The organism is Chryseobacterium urinae (genome assembly GCF_030518295.1).
Classification (GTDB): domain Bacteria; phylum Bacteroidota; class Bacteroidia; order Flavobacteriales; family Weeksellaceae; genus Chryseobacterium; species Chryseobacterium mucoviscidosis.
In genome coordinates, this window is sequence record NZ_JAULSJ010000013.1 from 42,484 (window position 1) to 61,332 (window position 18,849).

The following is an 18,849-nucleotide window of genomic DNA, read 5'->3' on the forward strand; positions in this document are numbered from 1 at the left end:
CAAAACTAACTTTTTTCACTTCTAAATGCTAAATAAAATCAGTAAATTTGTGTACTATGGAAACACGCGAAAAGATCATCATCATAGGAGGAGGTTTTGCGGGGCTGCAGCTTGCGAAAACGTTGAATAACAAGAACAAAAAGGTTATTGTTCTGGATCGGGTAAACCATCATATGTTTCAGCCGCTTTTCTATCAGGTCGCATGCGGAAGGATAGAACCTTCCAATATCTCTTTTCCTTTCAGAAAAATTTTTCAGCGTTCCAGAAATACCCAATTTCGTTTAACGGAGGTTAAGGAAATTGATACCGCAAATAATAAAGTCATCACCGACGAAGCGGAATTTACCTACGATAAACTCATCATCGCAACAGGATGTAAAACCAATTTTTTTGGCAATAATGATCTTGCAGGGAAAGCTTTCGGCATGAAAAATACTCAGGAAGCGATCAGCATCAGAAATCATGTTTTAATGACTTTCGAAAAGCTGATTCTAGAAAAGAGCCGAAGCGACGACGGAAACTGGAATATCGTAATCGTAGGAAGCGGACCGACCGGAGTAGAATTAGCAGGAGCTTTTTCGGAGATGAAAAAAGAAATTCTTCCGCGCGATTATCCATACATGAATTTCGATCACCTGAAGATTATTCTGGTAAGTTCCACAGAGAAGCCTTTGGCGGTAATGAGTCCGGAAGCTCAGCAAAAATCTGAAGAATATTTAAAAGATTTAGGCGTTACATTTTTAAGCCAGGAATACGTTACAGATTATGACGGCGATAAAGTGTATATGAAAAGCGGAAAAACCATTCCGTCCAATAATGTAATCTGGGCAGCCGGCGTTACAGGAAATGTTGTAGATGGTTTTCCTGCCGAAAAATTAATAAAAAACAGATACATTACAGACCGATACAATAAAATAAAAGGTTACGATAATGTCTTTGCAATCGGAGATATTGCGTATATGGAAACTCCGAAATATCCGCAGGGTCATCCGCAGGTGGCAAACGTAGCAATTAATCAGGCAAAAAATTTAGGTAGGAACCTTTTAAAGAAAAATCCGAATGAATGGGTTGAGTATGAGTATGATGACAAAGGTTCTCTGGCTACCATCGGAAAACACAGAGCGGTTGTAGATTTACCATTCATTAAATTTCAGGGATTTCTGGCGTGGTATTTCTGGATGTTTTTACATTTAATGCTTATTTTGAGTGTAAGAAACAAGCTTGCCGTGTTCTTCAACTGGATGTGGAGCTATTTTAACAAAGATTCTTCTTTAAGATTGATAATTTTGCCGAATAAGAAAAACGAAACAGTACAATGAGAATTGATATAATAAGCGTACTTCCGGAACTGATGGAAAGTCCGTTTAAAACTTCTATTTTAAGAAGAGCAATTGATAAAGGTTTGGCAGAAGTGCATTTCCATCATTTGAGAGAGTGGGGAATCAACAAAAAAAAACAGATTGATGATGAACCTTACGGCGGCGGCGCAGGAATGGTGATGATGGTAGAGCCTTTAGACAATTGTATTTCAGAATTAAAATCCCAGAGAGAATACGATGAGGTGATTTATCTTACACCGGATGGAGTTACGCTGAATCAAAAAATTGCCAACACACTTTCCATTAAAAATAACCTGATCTTCTTATGCGGTCATTACAAAGGTATTGATCAGCGCGTGAGAGATCTACATATCACAAAGGAAATTTCAATCGGAGATTATGTTCTTACCGGCGGAGAATTGGCAGCCTGCGTTCTTGCAGATTCTGTAATCCGACTGCTTCCGGGTGTTCTGAATGATGAACAAAGTGCTTTAACGGATAGTTTTCAGGACGATCTTTTATCTCCTCCAATTTATACAAGACCAGAAGTTTACAAAGGTCTGGAAGTTCCTAAAGTTTTACTGAGCGGAAATTTTGCCAAAATTGAAGAATGGAGACATGATGAAGCCGTAAGAATTACCACGGAAAAACGCCCCGATCTGCTTTAAAATAGACAAAAACAATCGTTTTTTAGAAACCGCCAAATTTTTTAAATTTTTACAACGATAATTGATTGCCGTTGCGAAGAAATGGTTGAAAATTTTTCATTTACCTAACTGTTCATAGAATTTTTTCTACCAAAAAATTTAATTTTAAAAACAGTTTTTATTTAGACTTAAAAGTGAATTTTGTGTTATGGATAATATTTTTAATTAAAATTGTTTATCTGATTTAAAATATTCTTTTAATTGTCTATATTTGAATGATAAAATTAATTGTTGAAATTTGTTAAAATTATTAACGATATATTAAATAAAATAATAAATTTACATAATCAATTTTATAAAAGGAATTGTTTGAAATCTGAAAAGTGTGGTAATGGAGCTGTTTAGTTTTTACAATGTTGAAAATCTGTTTTTACCGGATCCGAAGCCGATGCATAAATTAGATCCTACAATATCAGGACTTAGAAATTGGGATGAAAGCAGATACAGGAATAAACTTTCCAAGATTGCACATGTTTTCAGGCTGATGAAGGAGGAAAACGGTGTTTTGCCTTTTATGATTGGTCTTTCTGAGGTTTCCGGAAGGAAAGTTCTGGAAGATCTTGTGGAGATGGAACCTTTCAATTCGCAATACGGAATTGTGCACTACAATTCTATGGACGAGAGAAGGGTAGATGTAGCCTTATTATATGATAAAAATAAAGTGGAAGTAATAGACTCAGAAACCATTACTTTCTTTTTTGAAATTATAAACAGAAACACAGGAAATTACGATACAACAAGAGACATTCTTTACTCGAAAGTAAGATATAAAGACGAAATTATTAATGTTTTTATCGCGCATCTTCCCTCTAAACGCGAAAAAGACGTTAATAAACCGAAAAGAGACTTTATCCTTTCCGAGATTCGGGAGAGAATTCTTAAGATTGTACAGAATGATAAAGAAAACGTATTGCTGTGTGGTGATTTTAATGAAAACCCAGATGATGAAAATTTAGTAAAAATTCTTTTTGATGATGCAGGAAAAAAAGTATTGGAAAATCCTTTCCAGCGTCTGTTTTCCACAAGAAATTATTCTACTTTTCATTATAAATCGGGATTGCTGTATGACCAGATCATTTTATCGAAGTCTTTCTTTGATGATGACCATGGTCTGAAATTTCAGGAGGCGAAAATATTCAATTCTGAAAAACTCAGCAGCCGCGACAGAAAATTTGCAGGCAGACCCTACAGGACCTACGCAGGAACGAGGTATTTGGGTGGTTATAGCGATCATTTTCCGGTTTTTATAAAATTCAGGAATTTGTAACAGACGTAAAAAACATAAATAAAGTAGAAAGAATGAAAAATTCAAACAACACGAGTTATCAGTTAGATTCAATCGATAAAGAAATTATCTATATGTTAATGGATAATGCAAAATCCTCGTTAGCTCATATTTCAAAAAATGTAGGAATATCTACAACAGCAGTTCATCAAAGGATTAAAAAACTTGAACAGGCAGGGGTTATTGAAAATTCAATTTCCTTTTTAAATCCTAAGAAAATCGGCTATAAAGTTATTTCTTACATCGGCGTATTTCTGGATCAGCCAAGTCATTATCCCGACATGGTAAAATCTCTTAAAGACATTAATGAAGTGGTGGAAGCCCATTACACAACAGGAAATTATACCATTTTCCTGAAAGTTCTTTGTAAAGATAACGACCATCTTATGCAGATTCTGAGTAAGCTTCAGCAACTGAAAGGGGTGATAAGAACAGAAACTTTCATATCTTTGGAACAGGGTATTTACAGACAACTGAAAGTATAATAAATTATGAATATTGCACAATATCTGGATTCAACATATTTGAAAACACCTGCACAGTCGGGGCTGTCACAGGAAGAAACTTTACAGAAAGATATAGAACTTACGCAGGAAGCGATAGATCATGGTATTTTTGCCGTGATGATCCGTCCCGATTATGTTTATGAAATTAAAAAGTATATTCAGGAAAAGAATTCGGATGTTGTAGTAGGAACGGTCATCGGTTTTCACGAAGGAACCTATTCTGTAGATGAAAAACTTGCAGAGGCTGAAAAAGCAATTGCTGACGGAGCAGATGAACTGGATTTTGTGATCAATTACAGTGCTTATACTAAAGGTGATCTTGAGCTTGTAAAGAATGAATTTGTACAATGTACAAAGCTTTGTCTGGAACATCATAAAATTGCAAAATGGATCATCGAAATTGCCGCTTTAAACGATGGGCAAATTGCTGATCTTACCAAAAACATTTCAGGTTGGGCAGAAGAAAACTTTTCTGAAAACGATTTGTCTAAAATTTTCGTAAAGTCTTCCACAGGTTTCTATGAGACAGAAGGAGGAAAACCCAACGGAGCAACCTTTGAAGGAATTAAAATCATGCTGGAAAACGCTGGAAAACTTCCTGTAAAAGCAGCAGGAGGAGTAAGAACTCCGGAAGATGCCGAAAAAATGATCAGTCTTGGTGTAAAAAGAATAGGAACTTCATCTGCATTGGCGTTAATTAAAAATCAATCAGCTTCGGAAGGATACTAAAGGAAAGGAAAAAACTAACAGTGAAAATAAAAAACCATCAACTTACTGTTGATGGTTTATTTTTTTATGCCTGTTGCGCTAAATATTCAGTATAAAACTCCTGCGTTTCTTTAATCAGCGCATCCATTTCTGCTAAAGTAAACACTTCTAAAAATTTCTTTCTGAAATCTTTAAAATGAGGAACTCCACGGAAATAATTGCTGTAATGCTGTCTCATTTCCACCAGTCCTAATCTTTCGCCTTTCCATTCTGCGCTCCATTCTGCGTGTTGACGAACAGCCAGTAATCGGTCTTCGATTGTAGGAGCCGGCAAATGCTCTCCGGTTTTAAAGAAATGCTTGATTTCGTTAAAAATCCACGGATAACCAATCGCTGCACGACCGATCATAATACCGTCGCACGCATATTTTTGTTTGTACTCCAACGCTTTTTCAGGAGAATCGATATCACCGTTCCCGAAAATCGGAATTTCTATATTAGGATTTTGTTTAATTCTTGAAATATGTTCCCAGTCAGCTTCCCCTTTGTACATCTGCGCACGGGTTCTCGCATGAATGGTTAATGCTTTGATGCCTGTTTCCTGAAGACGTTCTGCCACTTCATCAATATTAATGGAAGTACTGTCCCAACCCAAACGCGTTTTTACCGTTACAGGAAGGCTTGTAGAACGCACTACGGCTTTGGTAAGACGAACCATCAGATCAATATCCTTCAAAACTCCTGCTCCTGCACCTTTACAGACCACTTTTTTTACAGGACATCCGAAATTGATATCAACCAGATCCGGATTTACCGTTTCCACAATTCTTGCAGACATTGCCATTGCTTCTTCGTCACCTCCAAAAATCTGAATTCCGACAGGTCTTTCGTAATCGAAAATATCAAGCTTTTTACGGCTCTTGATGGCATCACGAATTAACCCTTCCGAAGAGATAAACTCCGAATACATTAAATCTGCTCCGTGCATTTTGCAAAGTCTTCTGAACGGCGGATCACTCACATCTTCCATCGGTGCAAGCAAAAGTGGAAATTCCGGCAGTTCTATATTGCCAATTTTTATCATGGTGCAAATTTACGAATTTCTGAGCATTTCAGAATTTGATAATTTCTATTAATGTAATTGCTGTAAAATAAGCAATGTAAAAAACGAAAATCTTTCGGAAAATTATAACGTTAAGCAAGAAATCTAAAACACTCAAACCCTTAAACTCTCCAACTCAAAACCCCTCCGACTCTAAAAACTCGCCTTCACCTGCATACTTCCGATATGAATCGTTCGGTCTCCGGAATTTCTGCCTTCGTAGTTTAAATTTAGCTGAAGAAAAGAATTAATCGCCTGCTGAATGAATACACTCCAAACCTGGTTTTTCCCCGGTTTTAAACCATCCAACATCTGGTTTCCGACAATACTGAAATTGTTACCGTTGAAAGTATTATTAATGAACGAGAAATTTCCTCTGATGGACGTTTTTCTGCGTTCCCACTGAATGGTTCCCGTAACGTCAAAAGCTTTGAGGAATTCTTCTCCATCCACTCTCTGTTTCTGGCGGAATGCCGAAGAAAGTTCTGCCTGAATGGCATCGGTAAACTTATAGGTTGCTTTTGGTTTTGTTTCAAAATTATTCAGACGGTAATCTCTTGTAGAAAATAACTGTGAAGAATTTTGAATATCATGAACCGAATTTTCCCAGTCGATACGGAATTCTTTATTAAACCAATAGCCGATATTCAGGAAATGCGAAACCTGTTCGCGCTCCTCATTACTGAAATTCGCATTGATGAGGTTATCATTGGAGATGAAACGGTAATTTCCGTTCCAGCCGGATTTGTCGGTCGGACTGAATTGTGCGGAAGCCAGAATATTCTGATTTTTAAGAATCATGTCATCACTCTTCTCAAAAGGATTCAAAACCAAAACTTTGTCTTTTTTGAAGAATGAATTTTGTGAGTTTAATGAAATATTGAAATTCCAGCGTTTTAAAAATTTATTTTCAGAATTAAAAACAATCGACGGATTCACAAATAACGCGAGCTGAATTTTATTTTTGTTGGAAGGAATATATCGGACGGAATTCGTGTAAATTCTGATGTACTGCGCCAAATCCGAATATTCGGCAATTTCAAATTCATCAAGCTGCTGAACACCGTCTCCGTTGTAATCCGTCCATTTATAAATTCCCTGTCCGTCCGTCACTTTAATATACTGAAACTCTCTTTGGGCTTCCTGTCCGTTCCCAAGTTCATAGAACGCCTGCAAACGCATTCCGTTCTTGAAAAGCTGCTGATTATAAAGAATATTTCCGACAACGAAGTCATTGTTTCTCGAAAGATCCACATCCTGATTCTGGTAAAAGAATTTCCTGTAGTGGAGTAGGGCATTCAACGTTGTTTTCTCTGTTTTGATGATCTGGCTTTCTGCCATAATTCCCAAAATATTATTCATATTCTGAAGTCGGTTGTCCCGCACAGAATCATTATCTCGCATATAAACCTTTGCCAAAAGTTTGGTTCTTGTACTGTCTCCGATTTTTTTCTGAACAAAAATTTCTTTCCAGCTGAAACTGGTAACGTCCATCAGTTGCGTATCATTGTATTTCTTTTCGTTGTGTTCCATGCTTCCGCCAATCGCCCAGCTTCCTTTTTTACCGGTAAACTCTGTGGAAACCCCGCCTCTGATGAACTTGGTGTCCTGAAGTACAGCATTGGTATTCAGATAGGATAAATTTCCTTTTGTGAAAAATTTACCGCTGATCCACCCAAAATCCAGATCATTCTTTATTCCTTTATATGTTTCCTGCTCATCAAGATAGTTGATTCGGTAATTTAATGTTGATTTATTATTCCATTTGTTCAAAAAGCTGAAAATAAATCTGTTCTGCGTTCTTCCGCTGAATTCCTGCGCAAGGTTGAAATCTCTGGAGAATTCCACATCATTAATTCGGTCTAAAATATGAAACTGCTTGTTTATGTATTGATATTCGAAATTCGGAGTTCCTTTCCAGTTGTTTTTGGTGAAGGTTTTGTTTCCGAAAACTCTCCAGGCGTATCCTATATTCTGCTGAGAATCTTTTGATGAAAATAAATTGACATCATAATTGCTCAAAGAAATATCCGCTCCAATTTTTCCGTCTTTCAATAAATATTCTGAATTTACAGAATATACCTGCGATTTTTCCGGAGAAGGAAGTTTTCTTACGGCACGATAATCTCCCATGTTGGGACCAACATAAGCGAAAACACGTCCGTTGTTGGTGGTCTGCGTAATTTTGTAATCTCCTAAATTAGCCCCGAAATACGTGTAAGAAACGCTGTACAATGTTTGTGTGGCATCGGTTGAAAATTCATAATAATTTCCTCCCGAACTTTGAACCAGCTTATACAAAATCTTATTGACATCATATTCTGTAACCACACCTGATGGAGCATACATTAAATTTGGATTGTTTCCGGCATCTGCAAGAATCTGCTGATCTTCCTGTGAAAGATTTAAAGAAAGCGGTGCATTTTTATTGTCGTTTTCCATAAACCAGTTCAGTCCGAGCTTCAGTTTTTCCCTTTTATGCTCAACTTTTCCGGTAAATAAATATCTGGAATAATTTCTGTTGGTATAATTATAAGATATCGTAATGAAATTCTGCTGGAAAATCGGTCGGAAACTCGTAAAGGTAACTTCTCCGGTGTTGTAATTGATGATGTAATCCTGATTTTCACCACGCTTCATGAGAATACCATCGATGAAAACCTGTTCAGAACCCGAAATTAAGGTAATAAACTGTTCGCCATTTTTTCCGGTTAAACGGTAAGGTCCCTGATTTCCTTCCACTCCCTGAAAACGGATTCTGTGAAATTCACTTCGTGCAACCCCCATCGAAACATCCACAAAGGTTTTATTCTCTTTCCCGAATTCCGTCTGAAATTCGAGTCCCATGCTTCTTCGCTGATATTTGGCAAAATAATTTTTAGCTTCTACCAAATCCAGATGTCCCGCTCTCAATATCGATTTATCCTTGATATTAAGCTGCATATAAATTTTGTCGAATTCCTCAAGCGTTTGTGTATATCCATCTGCCTGAATCGGGAGATTATGATCCGAAATACTTGCAAGAATAGTCACATCTTTCGAAAGTCTTCCGGAAATTTGTAAATCCATTGAACTTTGTACAGACTGCCCCTGATTGTTACCAAACGTAATCCCGCGAATGATGGACCCTTTGGAATTTAATTCCCCTAAAAATCTTTTTTTATCGTTTTTAGCCAAAACTCCTTCATCTACAATGATGCGGTTGTTGGTTTTTACAAAATCCAGCGTGTCTTTTGCGAAAATATCCTGCTCAAATCTGGCTGCGAGAATGCTGTCCTGCTTAAGACTGTCATTTTTAAGAGTGTCTTGCGGAAGATTGGGATTTTTCCATGTAAATACCTGAGCATTTCCTGAAAATATGCCCACGAACAACAACACGAATATCAGAATAAAATTTCGCAAATCTCTAAAAATAAAGCGTAAAAATACTTAAAAATACTTTATGGAAAGGGTTTTAGTATTATTAACAGAAAATTAACCTAATTATTGCATTACTAAAAAAAAATGGTGTACTTTTGGCCTGTAAATTATTAATAATTAAATTTTTTAAGTCATGAAAAAACTTTATTTCTTAGCCTTAATTGGCTTTTCAGGATTAACTTTTGCACAAGGGTCTGAATCATTTACAAATTTAAATGCATCAGCAAGTTCATATGTCGGGGGAAGTTATTCTGGAGATAATGGAGTTACTTGGACATATTCAGGAGCAAGAAAAGTTACCTCTACAGATAACGTTACAGGAACTTCCGTTGGGTTTGACTCAAGTGGAACAAGAAATGTAAAAGCCAATTCAGGAGCAAACGGAGTGGGTACAATTACTTATACTGTAAGATCTTATTTTACTGCAGGAACTGGTGCTAACAGAACGATGGCTGTGTATGTTAATAATATTCAGGTAGATAATTATTCATTAGCAGCAATGGATACGAATTATACAAGATCTGTAACCGTAAATACTCCTGGAGATGTTGTTATAGAATTTAGATCAACAGGAAGTAGACAGATTGTTTTAGATGATGTTTCATGGACGCAATTGGGAGGAACATTATCTGCTAACGATTTATCTAAAGCAAAAGAGACTTTTGTTAAAAACTCTTTAATAACAAATAATGAAATTGTTTTCGGAGCAGACTCTAAAGAGGTGAAAATTTATACAATGAATGGACAAATGATAAAGTCTGTTTCAGTAAAAGAGAATCAATCTGTAAATGTTTCTGAACTAAAAGAAGGGAACTATATTGTAACGGGAATACTAAACGGTAAAAAAGTTTCTGAGAAAATTATTAAAAAATAATTTTAATAATTTGTTAAATACTCACCACCATTTAATTTAAATGGTGGTTTTTTTGTAAATTTGTTCGTATAAAATATTAATAATTAAAGTTTTAAAACAATGAAAAAGATCTTTACTTTTTTGAGTATTATTGGGATAACAGCTTTAGCGAACGCCCAGATTGTAATTAATGAAATCTACGGTGGTGGAGGAAATAGTGGCTCTACTTATAAGAATGATTTTATTGAATTAAAGAATATTGGATCAACAACTGTAACATTAAGCGGTGCAACCTTACAGTATGGATCGGCTGCTAATGCTATTGCGCAGTATCATACTTTACCCGATATTACTTTAGCACCTGGTAAAACTTATCTTGTTCAGGAAGCGTTGGGTAACGCAGGAACAACAAACCTTCCAACTCCCGATTATATTGCTCCTATTCCTACAAATTTCGGAACAGGAACTAATACTACTGCTGGTTTTGCAATGTCAGCAACGGCAGGAAAAGTTGCTTTGGCAAGTAATGCAACACAAGTTACTTCGCCTACTGATGGTAATGTACTTGATTTTGTTGGATTTGGAACAACAGCAAGCCAGTATGAAGGTGCAGGACCCGCTCCGGCTCCCTCAAATACAAACTCTGTAGCAAGAATTTCAGGAGATACGAATAATAATAATACTGATTTTGCTGCGGGTGCACCAACTCCACAAAATTCTACATCAGGAACCTTAGCTGTTACAGATTTATCTACTGTAAAAGGAGGTAACTTCGTTAAAAATACTTTTGTTAAAAATGATGAGATTACTTTCGGAGCTGATGCTAAAGATATAAAAGTGTACAACATGCTAGGACAGATCGTTAAAACAGCTTCTGTAAAAGAAAATGAATCTGTAAGCGTTGCTGAATTACAAAAAGGAAATTACATTGTAACAGGTACTGTAAATAATAAGCCGGTTTCTCAAAAAATCCTTAAAGACTAATTTGGTTCTGTAATAAAGAATTAATACAAAATATCAAAGCCTCAGATGTGAAATCTGAGGCTTTTTTTATAGTCATTTTTTTTTCAGTTTTAATACCAACCTCTTCTTGCCGCATTAATAATCGAGCTCAGATTAAGAATTAAAGTATATCGTATTCTTTTTCCGTAATCTTTAAAGGCGGGTTCGAAACCTAAAGAAGATTGTATCGGAAGATAGATTTCAAGAAAATCGGGGATGATTCTTACTTTCACGCCACTGTCCCAGATAAATTTCGTCGATTGGTTTTTGTTGTCATAAACTCCTGCATCTGCATAGACGTGGAAAATTTTCCATACACTTGTATCTACGTTTACTGAAGTGATCCATTTATTTACACTTCCGGGAATGAACGATTTAAATCCTCCGTCCGCCAAAACATATTGCTGGGAAAGAATTCCGCCTGTTGCACTCTGTCCCAGTAAGTTATAAGAAAACGAGTAGTCTGAAACTCTGGAAATTCCGTAATTGAAGGTGTTGTTTCTGGTATTGTTTTTAATAAAATATCCTGCAAATAATCGTACACTCAGTTTTTGTCTTGGCGCAAATTCCCATCGGTAAAAACCTTCTGCGGTTACTTTATGAAAATCTTCCATCCACTGTGTACTTACACCCAGGCTTTTTTCATGAATACTCTGGCTGTCGTTGTAGCCATATCCAACGCTCCAGAGATTATACCGGTCATAGTCGTTATTGGCAATCATTAACGCATTAAGGTCTCTTTCAAAATAGTTATAAGAAATACCTAAGCTTCTGCTTACCGTACTTCTCGGGTTTTTCCGGAAATTTAAATTTGAATAAATAGAAGCTTTTCGGTAGGCAAGATCATAATCATAGTGAAAATAAGAGCCTGAAACTCCGAAAGTAAGACTTCGGATGATGCTTTCAGCCGGAAGAAAAGAATAGGCAATGGCTCCCGAACCTGTCAGTTTTCCTGTTCCGGTACTGTAAGTCGGAGTAATGGAATACAGAAATTTCTGATCGAAAAACGACTGATTTTTAAAGTTAAATCCGATCAGAAATTTATCGTACGTATTGCTGAAACGTACTCTCGGATTGATGTATATTTCATTGAACTCAGGATTCGGAATATCTTTAATCAGTTTAAGCTTTATTTTACGCATATTGGAAAAGAAACCTTTTGCATACAAAAAGTTATCTCTGTAATTGTCTTCCGGGAAAATGTAATCGTCATTCAGTGTTATTTTATAGGTATCTAAAGCCGGAATTGAGAATTTTTTTTCCTTTTGGTTTTCATCTGTTTCAACCCAATATTCTGTGGTTTCACCGTTTTTTGATGTCGTCTGCAACTTCACCGGAATGTTTGCAGCAGTATTTTTCTGGATGGTTACATTTAGAGAATCGCCTTCTCTTTTAAATTTTCTCAGTCTGAAATTTACCCTGTTTTTATGTTCAAGAAATTCAGGAAGGTAAGATGTTCTTTTATCTTTTTCTGCTAATTCTTTTAAAAAATCAGCAGGATCAATCTCTTTGTCGGTATTTTTAGCAATAAAATTTTTTACAAGAGCTTCAAAATTTTCGTAGCCCATTTTGTCGGCAGAATAATTGAAAAGCGTTCCAGTTTCAAAATTACTGATCGCCATATCGTTAAAATTACTCAGGTCAGAATAATTTTCATCAATTTTCTGATCCAGATTCTGAGACATGATGTATTGATACGCCAAACCGTATCTTTCAGTCAGTTTTACATCCGAAGCATGAAATAATTTTAAAGGTTTTACCCCGAAAATTTTCGTTTCAGGTAAATTTCCCAGCAATTTAGTATCTGCGTAGAATTTTTTGAGGTACTGAATTTCCAGATAAGATTTCAGCCCGTTTCGGAACCAGTGATGATCCTGTTTATCGGTAATGGTGATTTCGTCTAAAACTTTTTTGGCAACAATTCCGAAATAGTCAAGATCTGTTTTTTCGGCATCGGTAAAAAGCTGGAATCTGAATTTCCAGAAAGCAATATCATTATTTCCGAAAAAATCTTCTTTATTTCTGAATTTATCTGAAATAAAAATTCTTTCAGGAACAGAACCGATTCTTTCTTTGATGAATTTTAAATGTAAAGGAAGATAAAATTCCAGACTTTCTTTTTCTTCAGGCTTTAAATTGTAACCGAACTTAATTTCCGTATGAATATCGTTGGTATTGATATTAATGGAAGGATATTCATTTTGTGAAATCAGGAACTCAGGATCAGAATCCAGATAACCATTGAAAGAATTGATCTGTGTCTGTAAAAGATTACTTTCTGCAAAATAATTAACCGGAAGATCTAAGTTTACCGTCCAGAATGTATTATAACTTACGGTTTCTTCGATATCGGCATAATCTCTTTTGGAAATATTGTCCGGATCAAAGCGATCCGGAACAATAAAAAAATATTTTAACGCTACGTTGGTATCAGAAGTTCCGTATCCTGTAAATTTCTTATCAGGAAGCTGAATCTGATATTGAAGCTGAAGTTTTACTTTTTCTCCGGGTTTCAAAGTTTCTTTCAAAGGAAGAAAAATATTTTCCTCTGAAGTTTCTCCTACAGGAATTTCTTCGCCTGAATTTTTAACCTGTAAATTCAGCAGCTTACCAAGCTCATTCTTTTTAGCAAAATGAAGATCGGTATTTCTGTCTTCCAGTTTTCGGTAGACCAGAGAAGTTCCGCGCCTGTTGTAAGCGGCGACCCAATTCAAAAGCTTAATGGTGTTGAGATCTTTCTCCGAATTATTGAAATACACAATTTCTTCGGTTACATCAAGCATCTTTTTATCCTGAGATAATTTAGCCCCAATGTAAATACTATCTTTCTGTGCAGAAACTTCTGCAACACCTAAAAACAAAATAAGACAAATACTGATTCTTTTCAAAATTCCTGATAAAGTATCAAATATAGCTTATTTTGCAGAGATTCCGCAAAGATTTTACTGCTGAACTGCTTTTTTTTCTAAAGAATTTAAATATGCTTTCCAGCCTTCGTTTTTATAAGTCTGAGCTGCCTGTTCTGCATTTTCAGCTTTATAAATTCCTCTTCCTACAATAATGAAATCTGTATGAAGTGTTTTAAAAACGTGTTCCGGAGTATTGTACTGCTGTCCTTTTCCGTCTCCTGAATCGGCTAAATTTACACCCGGCGTGAATAATAACATTTCCTCAGGAAGCGTATTTTGAGATACTCCTCCAATAACATTCGGGTGAGATGAAGCTATTTTTAACGCTTCTTCACGATAAGCACTTGTTGTTAATGCACCTTTCGAAGACATTCCGATGATGGCTACAACGCCTACATTTTTGAAGCAGTCTAAAGATTCAAAACCTCCGATCACCTGAGAAGTTACAAAATCTGCCCAGTCTGTAATTTTAAAAACACCGCTTGTAAACTGAAGTTCCTGCGTGTTTCCGATGTCTGCAAATTTTCTGTCTTCCATTAAAAGGAAATTGTGTTTTGCAGCAAGAGCTTTTAGCGGAGTAATGGTTTTTTCGTATTCAAAATCCGAAATAATATCGATGTGAGTTTTTAAAGCAATAACGTGTGGCCCCACTTTTTCAGCTAAATCTAATAATTCCTGAGTCGTGGTAACATCTGCAGAAGCGATTAAATTAGACTGTTTTGCTAAAGCAGTTTCCAGTAATTTTTTGGAAACGGAATGTTGTGCAGTTTCTAATTTCTGTTCGTAAGAAGGTCTTATTTTTTCTTCAAACTGAATATGGTTTCCCTGTAAAAAATCCTGAATTCTTTTTACTTCATCATCCGTAAGTTCGCCGTTTTCACGAAGAATGGTGCAGACTTCAGAAATATTGAACAGTGTATGAACTCTGTAACCACGGCTTTCCAGAAGCTCTTTTCCGCCCTGTTCTCTGTCTAAAACCACCACGATGTCTGCAACTTTGATGTCTTCCTGCTCAACTTCTGCAATGGTTTCAATTAAAGATTTTCCAGAGGTAATCACGTCTTCCACCAAAAGACAGTTTTGTCCTTTCTGGTAAATTCCTTCGATCAGTTTTTTAGTTCCGTAGTTTTTCGCTTCTTTTCTTTTAATAATTAACGGAATATAGCTTTCCAGAGACATCGCTGTAGCCATCGGAAGTGCTGCATAAGGAACTCCGCAGATCAGATCAAAATTATCCAGAGGAAGCATATCCAGTAAATAATTGGCTAAATTTTTTAAAATTTTCGGATCTGAAGCCAAAGGTCTTAAATCTACATAAAAAGGGCTTTCGATTCCGCTTTTCAGGGTAAATCTTCCGAATTTAATGATGCCCAGTTTGTAGCACTCCAAAAAGAATTCTTTTTTACTTTCCATTATTTTTTATTAGATGTTGCAAATTTAAGGAAATGATGTTAAATGTCAATTGTGAATTTTGCTCTGTTTTTTTAACACGAATGACACGAATGTTTTCACGTATGACACAAAATTAATCTGCGATGCGAAATCAATAAAATCTGCGAGATTAAAAATTAGGATTCGCCTTTATCATTTCTCCATAAAAAAACCACTCGTACAACGAATGGCTTTTAAATATTATTTTCAAATTATTTTACAATTTCGGCATCAATTACTTTCGTGGTGCCTGAATTATATTTTTGCTCGGTTTCCCAGAGAAGAAATTTATCTACCTCTTTTATCAGCTTTGGAATTGCAAGTGATAAAACAGCAAGATCATCCAAAACGCCGATCACTGGGACGGCAACTTCCGGCAGAAGATCTATTGGTGAGATCACGTATAACAATCCTAACAACGGCAGAATAATATCGATGGATCTCATAGGATATTCTCCTTTTCTCCACATTTTTATCATTCTGAAAATATCAGGGATTTTTTTTACGAAACCTTTGTGGTTAATCGCTTCTTTTGCCAGATTCAGTTTAGAATACTTCATTTTGTGTTTAGGTTTAAATAATTTTTTTTAACTCTGTAAATTTCGCAAATTCTGTACCAATAATTTACAAAATTTAGTTAAAATTATTTAATAATATTATCTATAAACTGATGGGTAGATTCTGTGTTCCAGTCTCTTGAGGCATCTTCCTTGATTAAAATTCGTCCGTCTTTATCCAGCAAATAGGTTGTAGGAAACACTTTCGGAAGGATTTTCTCCGAGATCGGACTTTGCGCAATGTATACAGGAACGTTGTAATTATTTTCTTTCAGAAATTTTCTTACGGCATCCTCTTTGTCTTCCATGGCGATTAAAACAAAATTTACATGATCTTTTCTGGTATCATACAGTTTCTGGATCGAAGGCCATTCTTTTCGGCACGGAGGACACCATGTTCCCCAGAAATTAAGGAAAACCGCTTTTCCTTTAAAAGCTTTAAGATTGGTACTCGGAACATTAATTCCTTTCAGATCGATATCATAATCTTCTTCGCTGATGTGTACCGCGTTTTCAATGGTGGCTACCGGAAAAAATGCTTCCTGCAGTTTGTCTTTCACTCCCGGAATAAATGCGATAACGGCAATAACTGCGATCAGTACAATGTAAATTATATTTTTTTTCATTAAATCTCTATTATTTATTTTGTCCCAATATATTGAAAGTAATTATTATTAAGCTGATAAATCAGAAATTTTTTTGAAACAACACCGTCTTTATTAACAATTGGAATATACAATTTGTCTTTATCAAATGTAATTAGTTTCAGCGGACGTTCCGGTCTGTCAACAACGCTGAAAAAGTCAAAATCAACCTGAATTTTATTGAGAGTTGTTGTTTTTGTTTTAAAAATCTTATCAGAATCAATTAACTGATCTTTTCGGATTGTAAATGCCTGAATTGCCTGAGCCATATCTTTCGTAGAGAAAATCCCGTTAGAAATAACAAGATAGTACATCTGATTATTAAGAGGAACCTTTATAATTTCCGAAATAAAATAAGGAGTATCAGACTGTTCTTTATTATAAATGGTTTTTACTTTTCCATTTGAGGAGTATTGAATAATCTGATCAAAACTTTTCATTGTTCCTCCCAGTTCTGTATCCCAAACATAAAATCTGAGTTTTTTATCTTCGGAGGTAATAATGCTTACTTTATTATTTAATTTTTTAAAGTTATACGACAGTATTTCAGGATTTTCGGAAATGAATTTCTTGAATTCTGCAGAAAAATGTAAAGACTGAGATTCTTTACTGTTGTAGTCCTCATTCTGAGAAAATTTTTCATATTCTTTTGAAAAAAATAATTCTTTATTTTCAAGCTTTGAATTTTGAGCATTCAGAAAATTCGAAATGCATAGAATTACAACAAAAAATCTGAAAAATTTCGACATATTACAACAATTCTAAAATTTCCTGAACAGCGTCTTTTCCTCTATTCTTCGCATAATACACCTGAAGATCGTTATAGAAATGATCTTTTGTATATACTTCAGGATCAGCTTTGTATTTCATCAGAAGTTCTGTTCCGAATTTCGGACGCGGTCCCCATGAATTTTTAACGTTAAAATCTTTATCCAGAATAATCACTTTCGGAATGGATTCGGTTCCGTTCGTTAAAAACTGACTGATTAAACTTTTGTCGCTGTCTCTCAGGAAAATACGAACCTCATTTTTACCTTCGAAAAATTTAACCAAAGCAGGAACGGTTGCACTTGCATCACCACACCAAACCTCAGAAATAATTAAAATCTTACCGTCAAAATTTTTAGATTCTAACTGTTTTAGCTGTTCTTCATCCGCCACATATTTCTTTAACGTTCTGTCGATTCTCTGAAGTCCAAGTTCGTAATAAGGTTTATAATCTGCTTCCTGCTGATCGGAAGGGTTTTCTAATCTCTGTTTTCCTATTTCCACATACTCTTCGAAAGAGATGCCTTTTTCCCAGTAATTTTTCACTGCTAAAATTATGATGTTTAAAAATTATTGATGTTTCTTGTTTTGTTGATGAGGAATAAATCTGCCAGAACAAACGCAGCCAGACTTTCCACCACTGGAACTGCTCTTGGAAGAACGCACGGATCATGACGTCCTTTTCCTTCTACAATTGCCGGATTTCCGTATTTATCCACACTTTCCTGAGGTCTTAAAATCGTTGCCACAGGTTTGAAAGCCACACGGAAATAAATATCCATTCCGTTGGAAATTCCCCCCTGAATTCCTCCTGAAAGATTAGATTTTGTGGTAAAATTCTCATTGAAAAGATCGTTGTGTTCTTTCCCCGTCATTTTTGCACCACAGAAACCGCTTCCGTATTCAAAACCTTTTGCTGCATTAATGTTGAGCATGGCTTTGCCTAATTCTGCCTGAAGTTTTGAGAAAACGGGTTCGCCGATTCCTACAGGAACATTTTTAATCACGCAGGTAATCGTTCCGCCAATCGTGTTTCCTTCTTTTTTAATTTCTTTGATTCTTTCGATCATTTTTTCTGCCGTTTCCGCATCCGGACAACGCACTTCATTGCTTTCGGTTTTCGAAAAATCCAAAGCCTGATAAGGTTTTTCACAGAAAATTTCGCCTACGGAAGAAACGTATGCGTTGATCTCGATATCCGATAAAAACTGTTTTGCTAAAGCTCCGGCAACCACCCAGTTGATGGTTTCTCTTGCAGAAGATTTTCCGCCGCCGCGATAATCCCTCAATCCGTATTTCTGATCATAAGTAAAATCTGCGTGGCTCGGACGATAAGATTCTGCAATATGATCGTAATCTTTTGATTTCTGATTTTCGTTTTCGATGATGAAGCCAATCGGAGTTCCTGTTGTTTTTCCTTCAAAAATTCCTGAAAGAAATTTCACTGTATCACTTTCTTTTCTTTGGGTTACGATGGCAGACTGTCCCGGTTTTCTGCGATCCAATTCGTACTGAATTTTATCGAAATCTACCGTTAAACCTGCCGGAAAATTATTAATGATTCCACCGTAAGCCAGACCGTGACTTTCTCCAAATGTTGTAAGACTGAGAAGATTACCTAAAGTATTTAACATACTA

At 35.8% G+C, this 18,849-nt stretch carries 16 protein-coding genes; 7 read left to right on the forward strand and 9 right to left on the reverse strand.

The window, feature by feature from the left end:
• Positions 1–56 precede the first annotated feature (56 nt).
• The 5 genes from QWT87_RS10145 to deoC all read left to right on the forward strand — a co-directional run bounded on the left by QWT87_RS10145 (position 57) and on the right by deoC (position 4,546).
• Positions 57–1,319, forward strand: a complete 1,263-nt coding sequence (locus tag QWT87_RS10145) for an NAD(P)/FAD-dependent oxidoreductase (RefSeq protein WP_302715930.1) — start codon at positions 57–59, stop codon at positions 1,317–1,319.
• A complete protein-coding gene (gene trmD, locus QWT87_RS10150) occupies positions 1,316–1,987 on the forward strand; it encodes a tRNA (guanosine(37)-N1)-methyltransferase TrmD (RefSeq protein ID WP_087712260.1) in 672 nt (223 codons plus the stop codon). The genes QWT87_RS10145 and trmD overlap by 4 nt, the downstream gene beginning before the upstream one ends.
• Before the next feature lie 370 nt (positions 1,988–2,357).
• Positions 2,358–3,293, forward strand: coding sequence for an endonuclease/exonuclease/phosphatase family protein (locus QWT87_RS10155; RefSeq protein ID WP_302715931.1), 936 nt, complete (start codon positions 2,358–2,360; stop codon positions 3,291–3,293).
• 32 nt (positions 3,294–3,325) lie between these two features.
• Entirely contained in the window at positions 3,326–3,796 is a 471-nt protein-coding gene (locus QWT87_RS10160) for an Lrp/AsnC ligand binding domain-containing protein (RefSeq protein WP_076390855.1), read from the forward strand.
• A gap of 3 nt (positions 3,797–3,799) precedes the next feature.
• Positions 3,800–4,546: a deoxyribose-phosphate aldolase gene (gene deoC, locus QWT87_RS10165; RefSeq protein WP_302716020.1), complete on the forward strand. Its 747-nt coding sequence runs from the start codon at positions 3,800–3,802 to the stop codon at positions 4,544–4,546.
• Between the two features lie 64 nt (positions 4,547–4,610).
• On the opposite strand, the gene dusB is transcribed toward deoC, so the two are convergent.
• Positions 4,611–5,609, reverse strand: a complete 999-nt coding sequence (dusB, locus tag QWT87_RS10170; RefSeq protein WP_076390857.1) for a tRNA dihydrouridine synthase DusB — start codon at positions 5,607–5,609, stop codon at positions 4,611–4,613.
• Positions 5,610–5,780: 171 nt separating this feature from the next.
• A complete protein-coding gene (locus QWT87_RS10175; RefSeq protein ID WP_302715934.1) occupies positions 5,781–8,993 on the reverse strand; it encodes a hypothetical protein in 3,213 nt (1,070 codons plus the stop codon).
• Between the two features lie 187 nt (positions 8,994–9,180).
• Here QWT87_RS10175 and QWT87_RS10180 point away from each other — a divergent pair, with 187 nt between their 5' ends.
• Positions 9,181–9,921, forward strand: a complete 741-nt coding sequence (locus QWT87_RS10180; protein WP_076390858.1) for a T9SS type A sorting domain-containing protein — start codon at positions 9,181–9,183, stop codon at positions 9,919–9,921.
• A gap of 99 nt (positions 9,922–10,020) precedes the next feature.
• Positions 10,021–10,884, forward strand: coding sequence for a T9SS type A sorting domain-containing protein (locus QWT87_RS10185; protein WP_116097195.1), 864 nt, complete (start codon positions 10,021–10,023; stop codon positions 10,882–10,884).
• Positions 10,885–10,973: 89 nt separating this feature from the next.
• Here the strand turns inward: QWT87_RS10185 and QWT87_RS10190 are convergent, their stop codons facing one another.
• From QWT87_RS10190 to aroC, 7 genes are all read right to left on the reverse strand, one after another.
• Positions 10,974–13,790, reverse strand: coding sequence for a gluzincin family metallopeptidase (locus QWT87_RS10190; protein ID WP_302715936.1), 2,817 nt, complete (start codon positions 13,788–13,790; stop codon positions 10,974–10,976).
• 54 nt (positions 13,791–13,844) lie between these two features.
• Positions 13,845–15,224 carry an orotidine-5'-phosphate decarboxylase gene (pyrF, locus tag QWT87_RS10195; RefSeq protein ID WP_302715938.1) on the reverse strand — a complete coding sequence of 460 codons (1,380 nt, stop codon included), beginning with the start codon at positions 15,222–15,224 and terminating at the stop codon, positions 13,845–13,847.
• A 230-nt stretch (positions 15,225–15,454) separates the two neighbouring features.
• Complete coding sequence (locus tag QWT87_RS10200) at positions 15,455–15,802, reverse strand: YkvA family protein (RefSeq protein ID WP_076390861.1); 348 nt, start codon at positions 15,800–15,802, stop codon at positions 15,455–15,457.
• A gap of 83 nt (positions 15,803–15,885) precedes the next feature.
• Positions 15,886–16,425, reverse strand: a complete 540-nt coding sequence (locus QWT87_RS10205; protein WP_302715940.1) for a TlpA family protein disulfide reductase — start codon at positions 16,423–16,425, stop codon at positions 15,886–15,888.
• 14 nt (positions 16,426–16,439) lie between these two features.
• Positions 16,440–17,192: a hypothetical protein gene (locus QWT87_RS10210; protein WP_302715941.1), complete on the reverse strand. Its 753-nt coding sequence runs from the start codon at positions 17,190–17,192 to the stop codon at positions 16,440–16,442.
• Position 17,193: 1 nt separating this feature from the next.
• Entirely contained in the window at positions 17,194–17,757 is a 564-nt protein-coding gene (locus QWT87_RS10215) for a thioredoxin family protein (RefSeq protein ID WP_214590833.1), read from the reverse strand.
• Between the two features lie 17 nt (positions 17,758–17,774).
• Entirely contained in the window at positions 17,775–18,845 is a 1,071-nt protein-coding gene (gene aroC / locus QWT87_RS10220) for a chorismate synthase (protein ID WP_302715943.1), read from the reverse strand.
• Between the last annotated feature and the right edge of the window lie 4 nt (positions 18,846–18,849).

Coding starts and splice junctions, on each gene's coding strand:
- QWT87_RS10145 (WP_302715930.1), top strand. CDS start 57: ATGGAAACACGCGAAAAGATCATCATCATAGGAGGAGGTTTTGCGGGG.
- trmD (WP_087712260.1), top strand. CDS start 1,316: ATGAGAATTGATATAATAAGCGTACTTCCGGAACTGATGGAAAGTCCG.
- QWT87_RS10155 (WP_302715931.1), top strand. CDS start 2,358: ATGGAGCTGTTTAGTTTTTACAATGTTGAAAATCTGTTTTTACCGGAT.
- QWT87_RS10160 (WP_076390855.1), top strand. CDS start 3,326: ATGAAAAATTCAAACAACACGAGTTATCAGTTAGATTCAATCGATAAA.
- dusB (WP_076390857.1), bottom strand. CDS start 5,609: ATGATAAAAATTGGCAATATAGAACTGCCGGAATTTCCACTTTTGCTT.
- QWT87_RS10180 (WP_076390858.1), top strand. CDS start 9,181: ATGAAAAAACTTTATTTCTTAGCCTTAATTGGCTTTTCAGGATTAACT.
- QWT87_RS10185 (WP_116097195.1), top strand. CDS start 10,021: ATGAAAAAGATCTTTACTTTTTTGAGTATTATTGGGATAACAGCTTTA.
- pyrF (WP_302715938.1), bottom strand. CDS start 15,224: ATGGAAAGTAAAAAAGAATTCTTTTTGGAGTGCTACAAACTGGGCATC.
- QWT87_RS10200 (WP_076390861.1), bottom strand. CDS start 15,802: ATGAAGTATTCTAAACTGAATCTGGCAAAAGAAGCGATTAACCACAAA.
- QWT87_RS10205 (WP_302715940.1), bottom strand. CDS start 16,425: ATGAAAAAAAATATAATTTACATTGTACTGATCGCAGTTATTGCCGTT.
- QWT87_RS10210 (WP_302715941.1), bottom strand. CDS start 17,192: ATGTCGAAATTTTTCAGATTTTTTGTTGTAATTCTATGCATTTCGAAT.
- aroC (WP_302715943.1), bottom strand. CDS start 18,845: ATGTTAAATACTTTAGGTAATCTTCTCAGTCTTACAACATTTGGAGAA.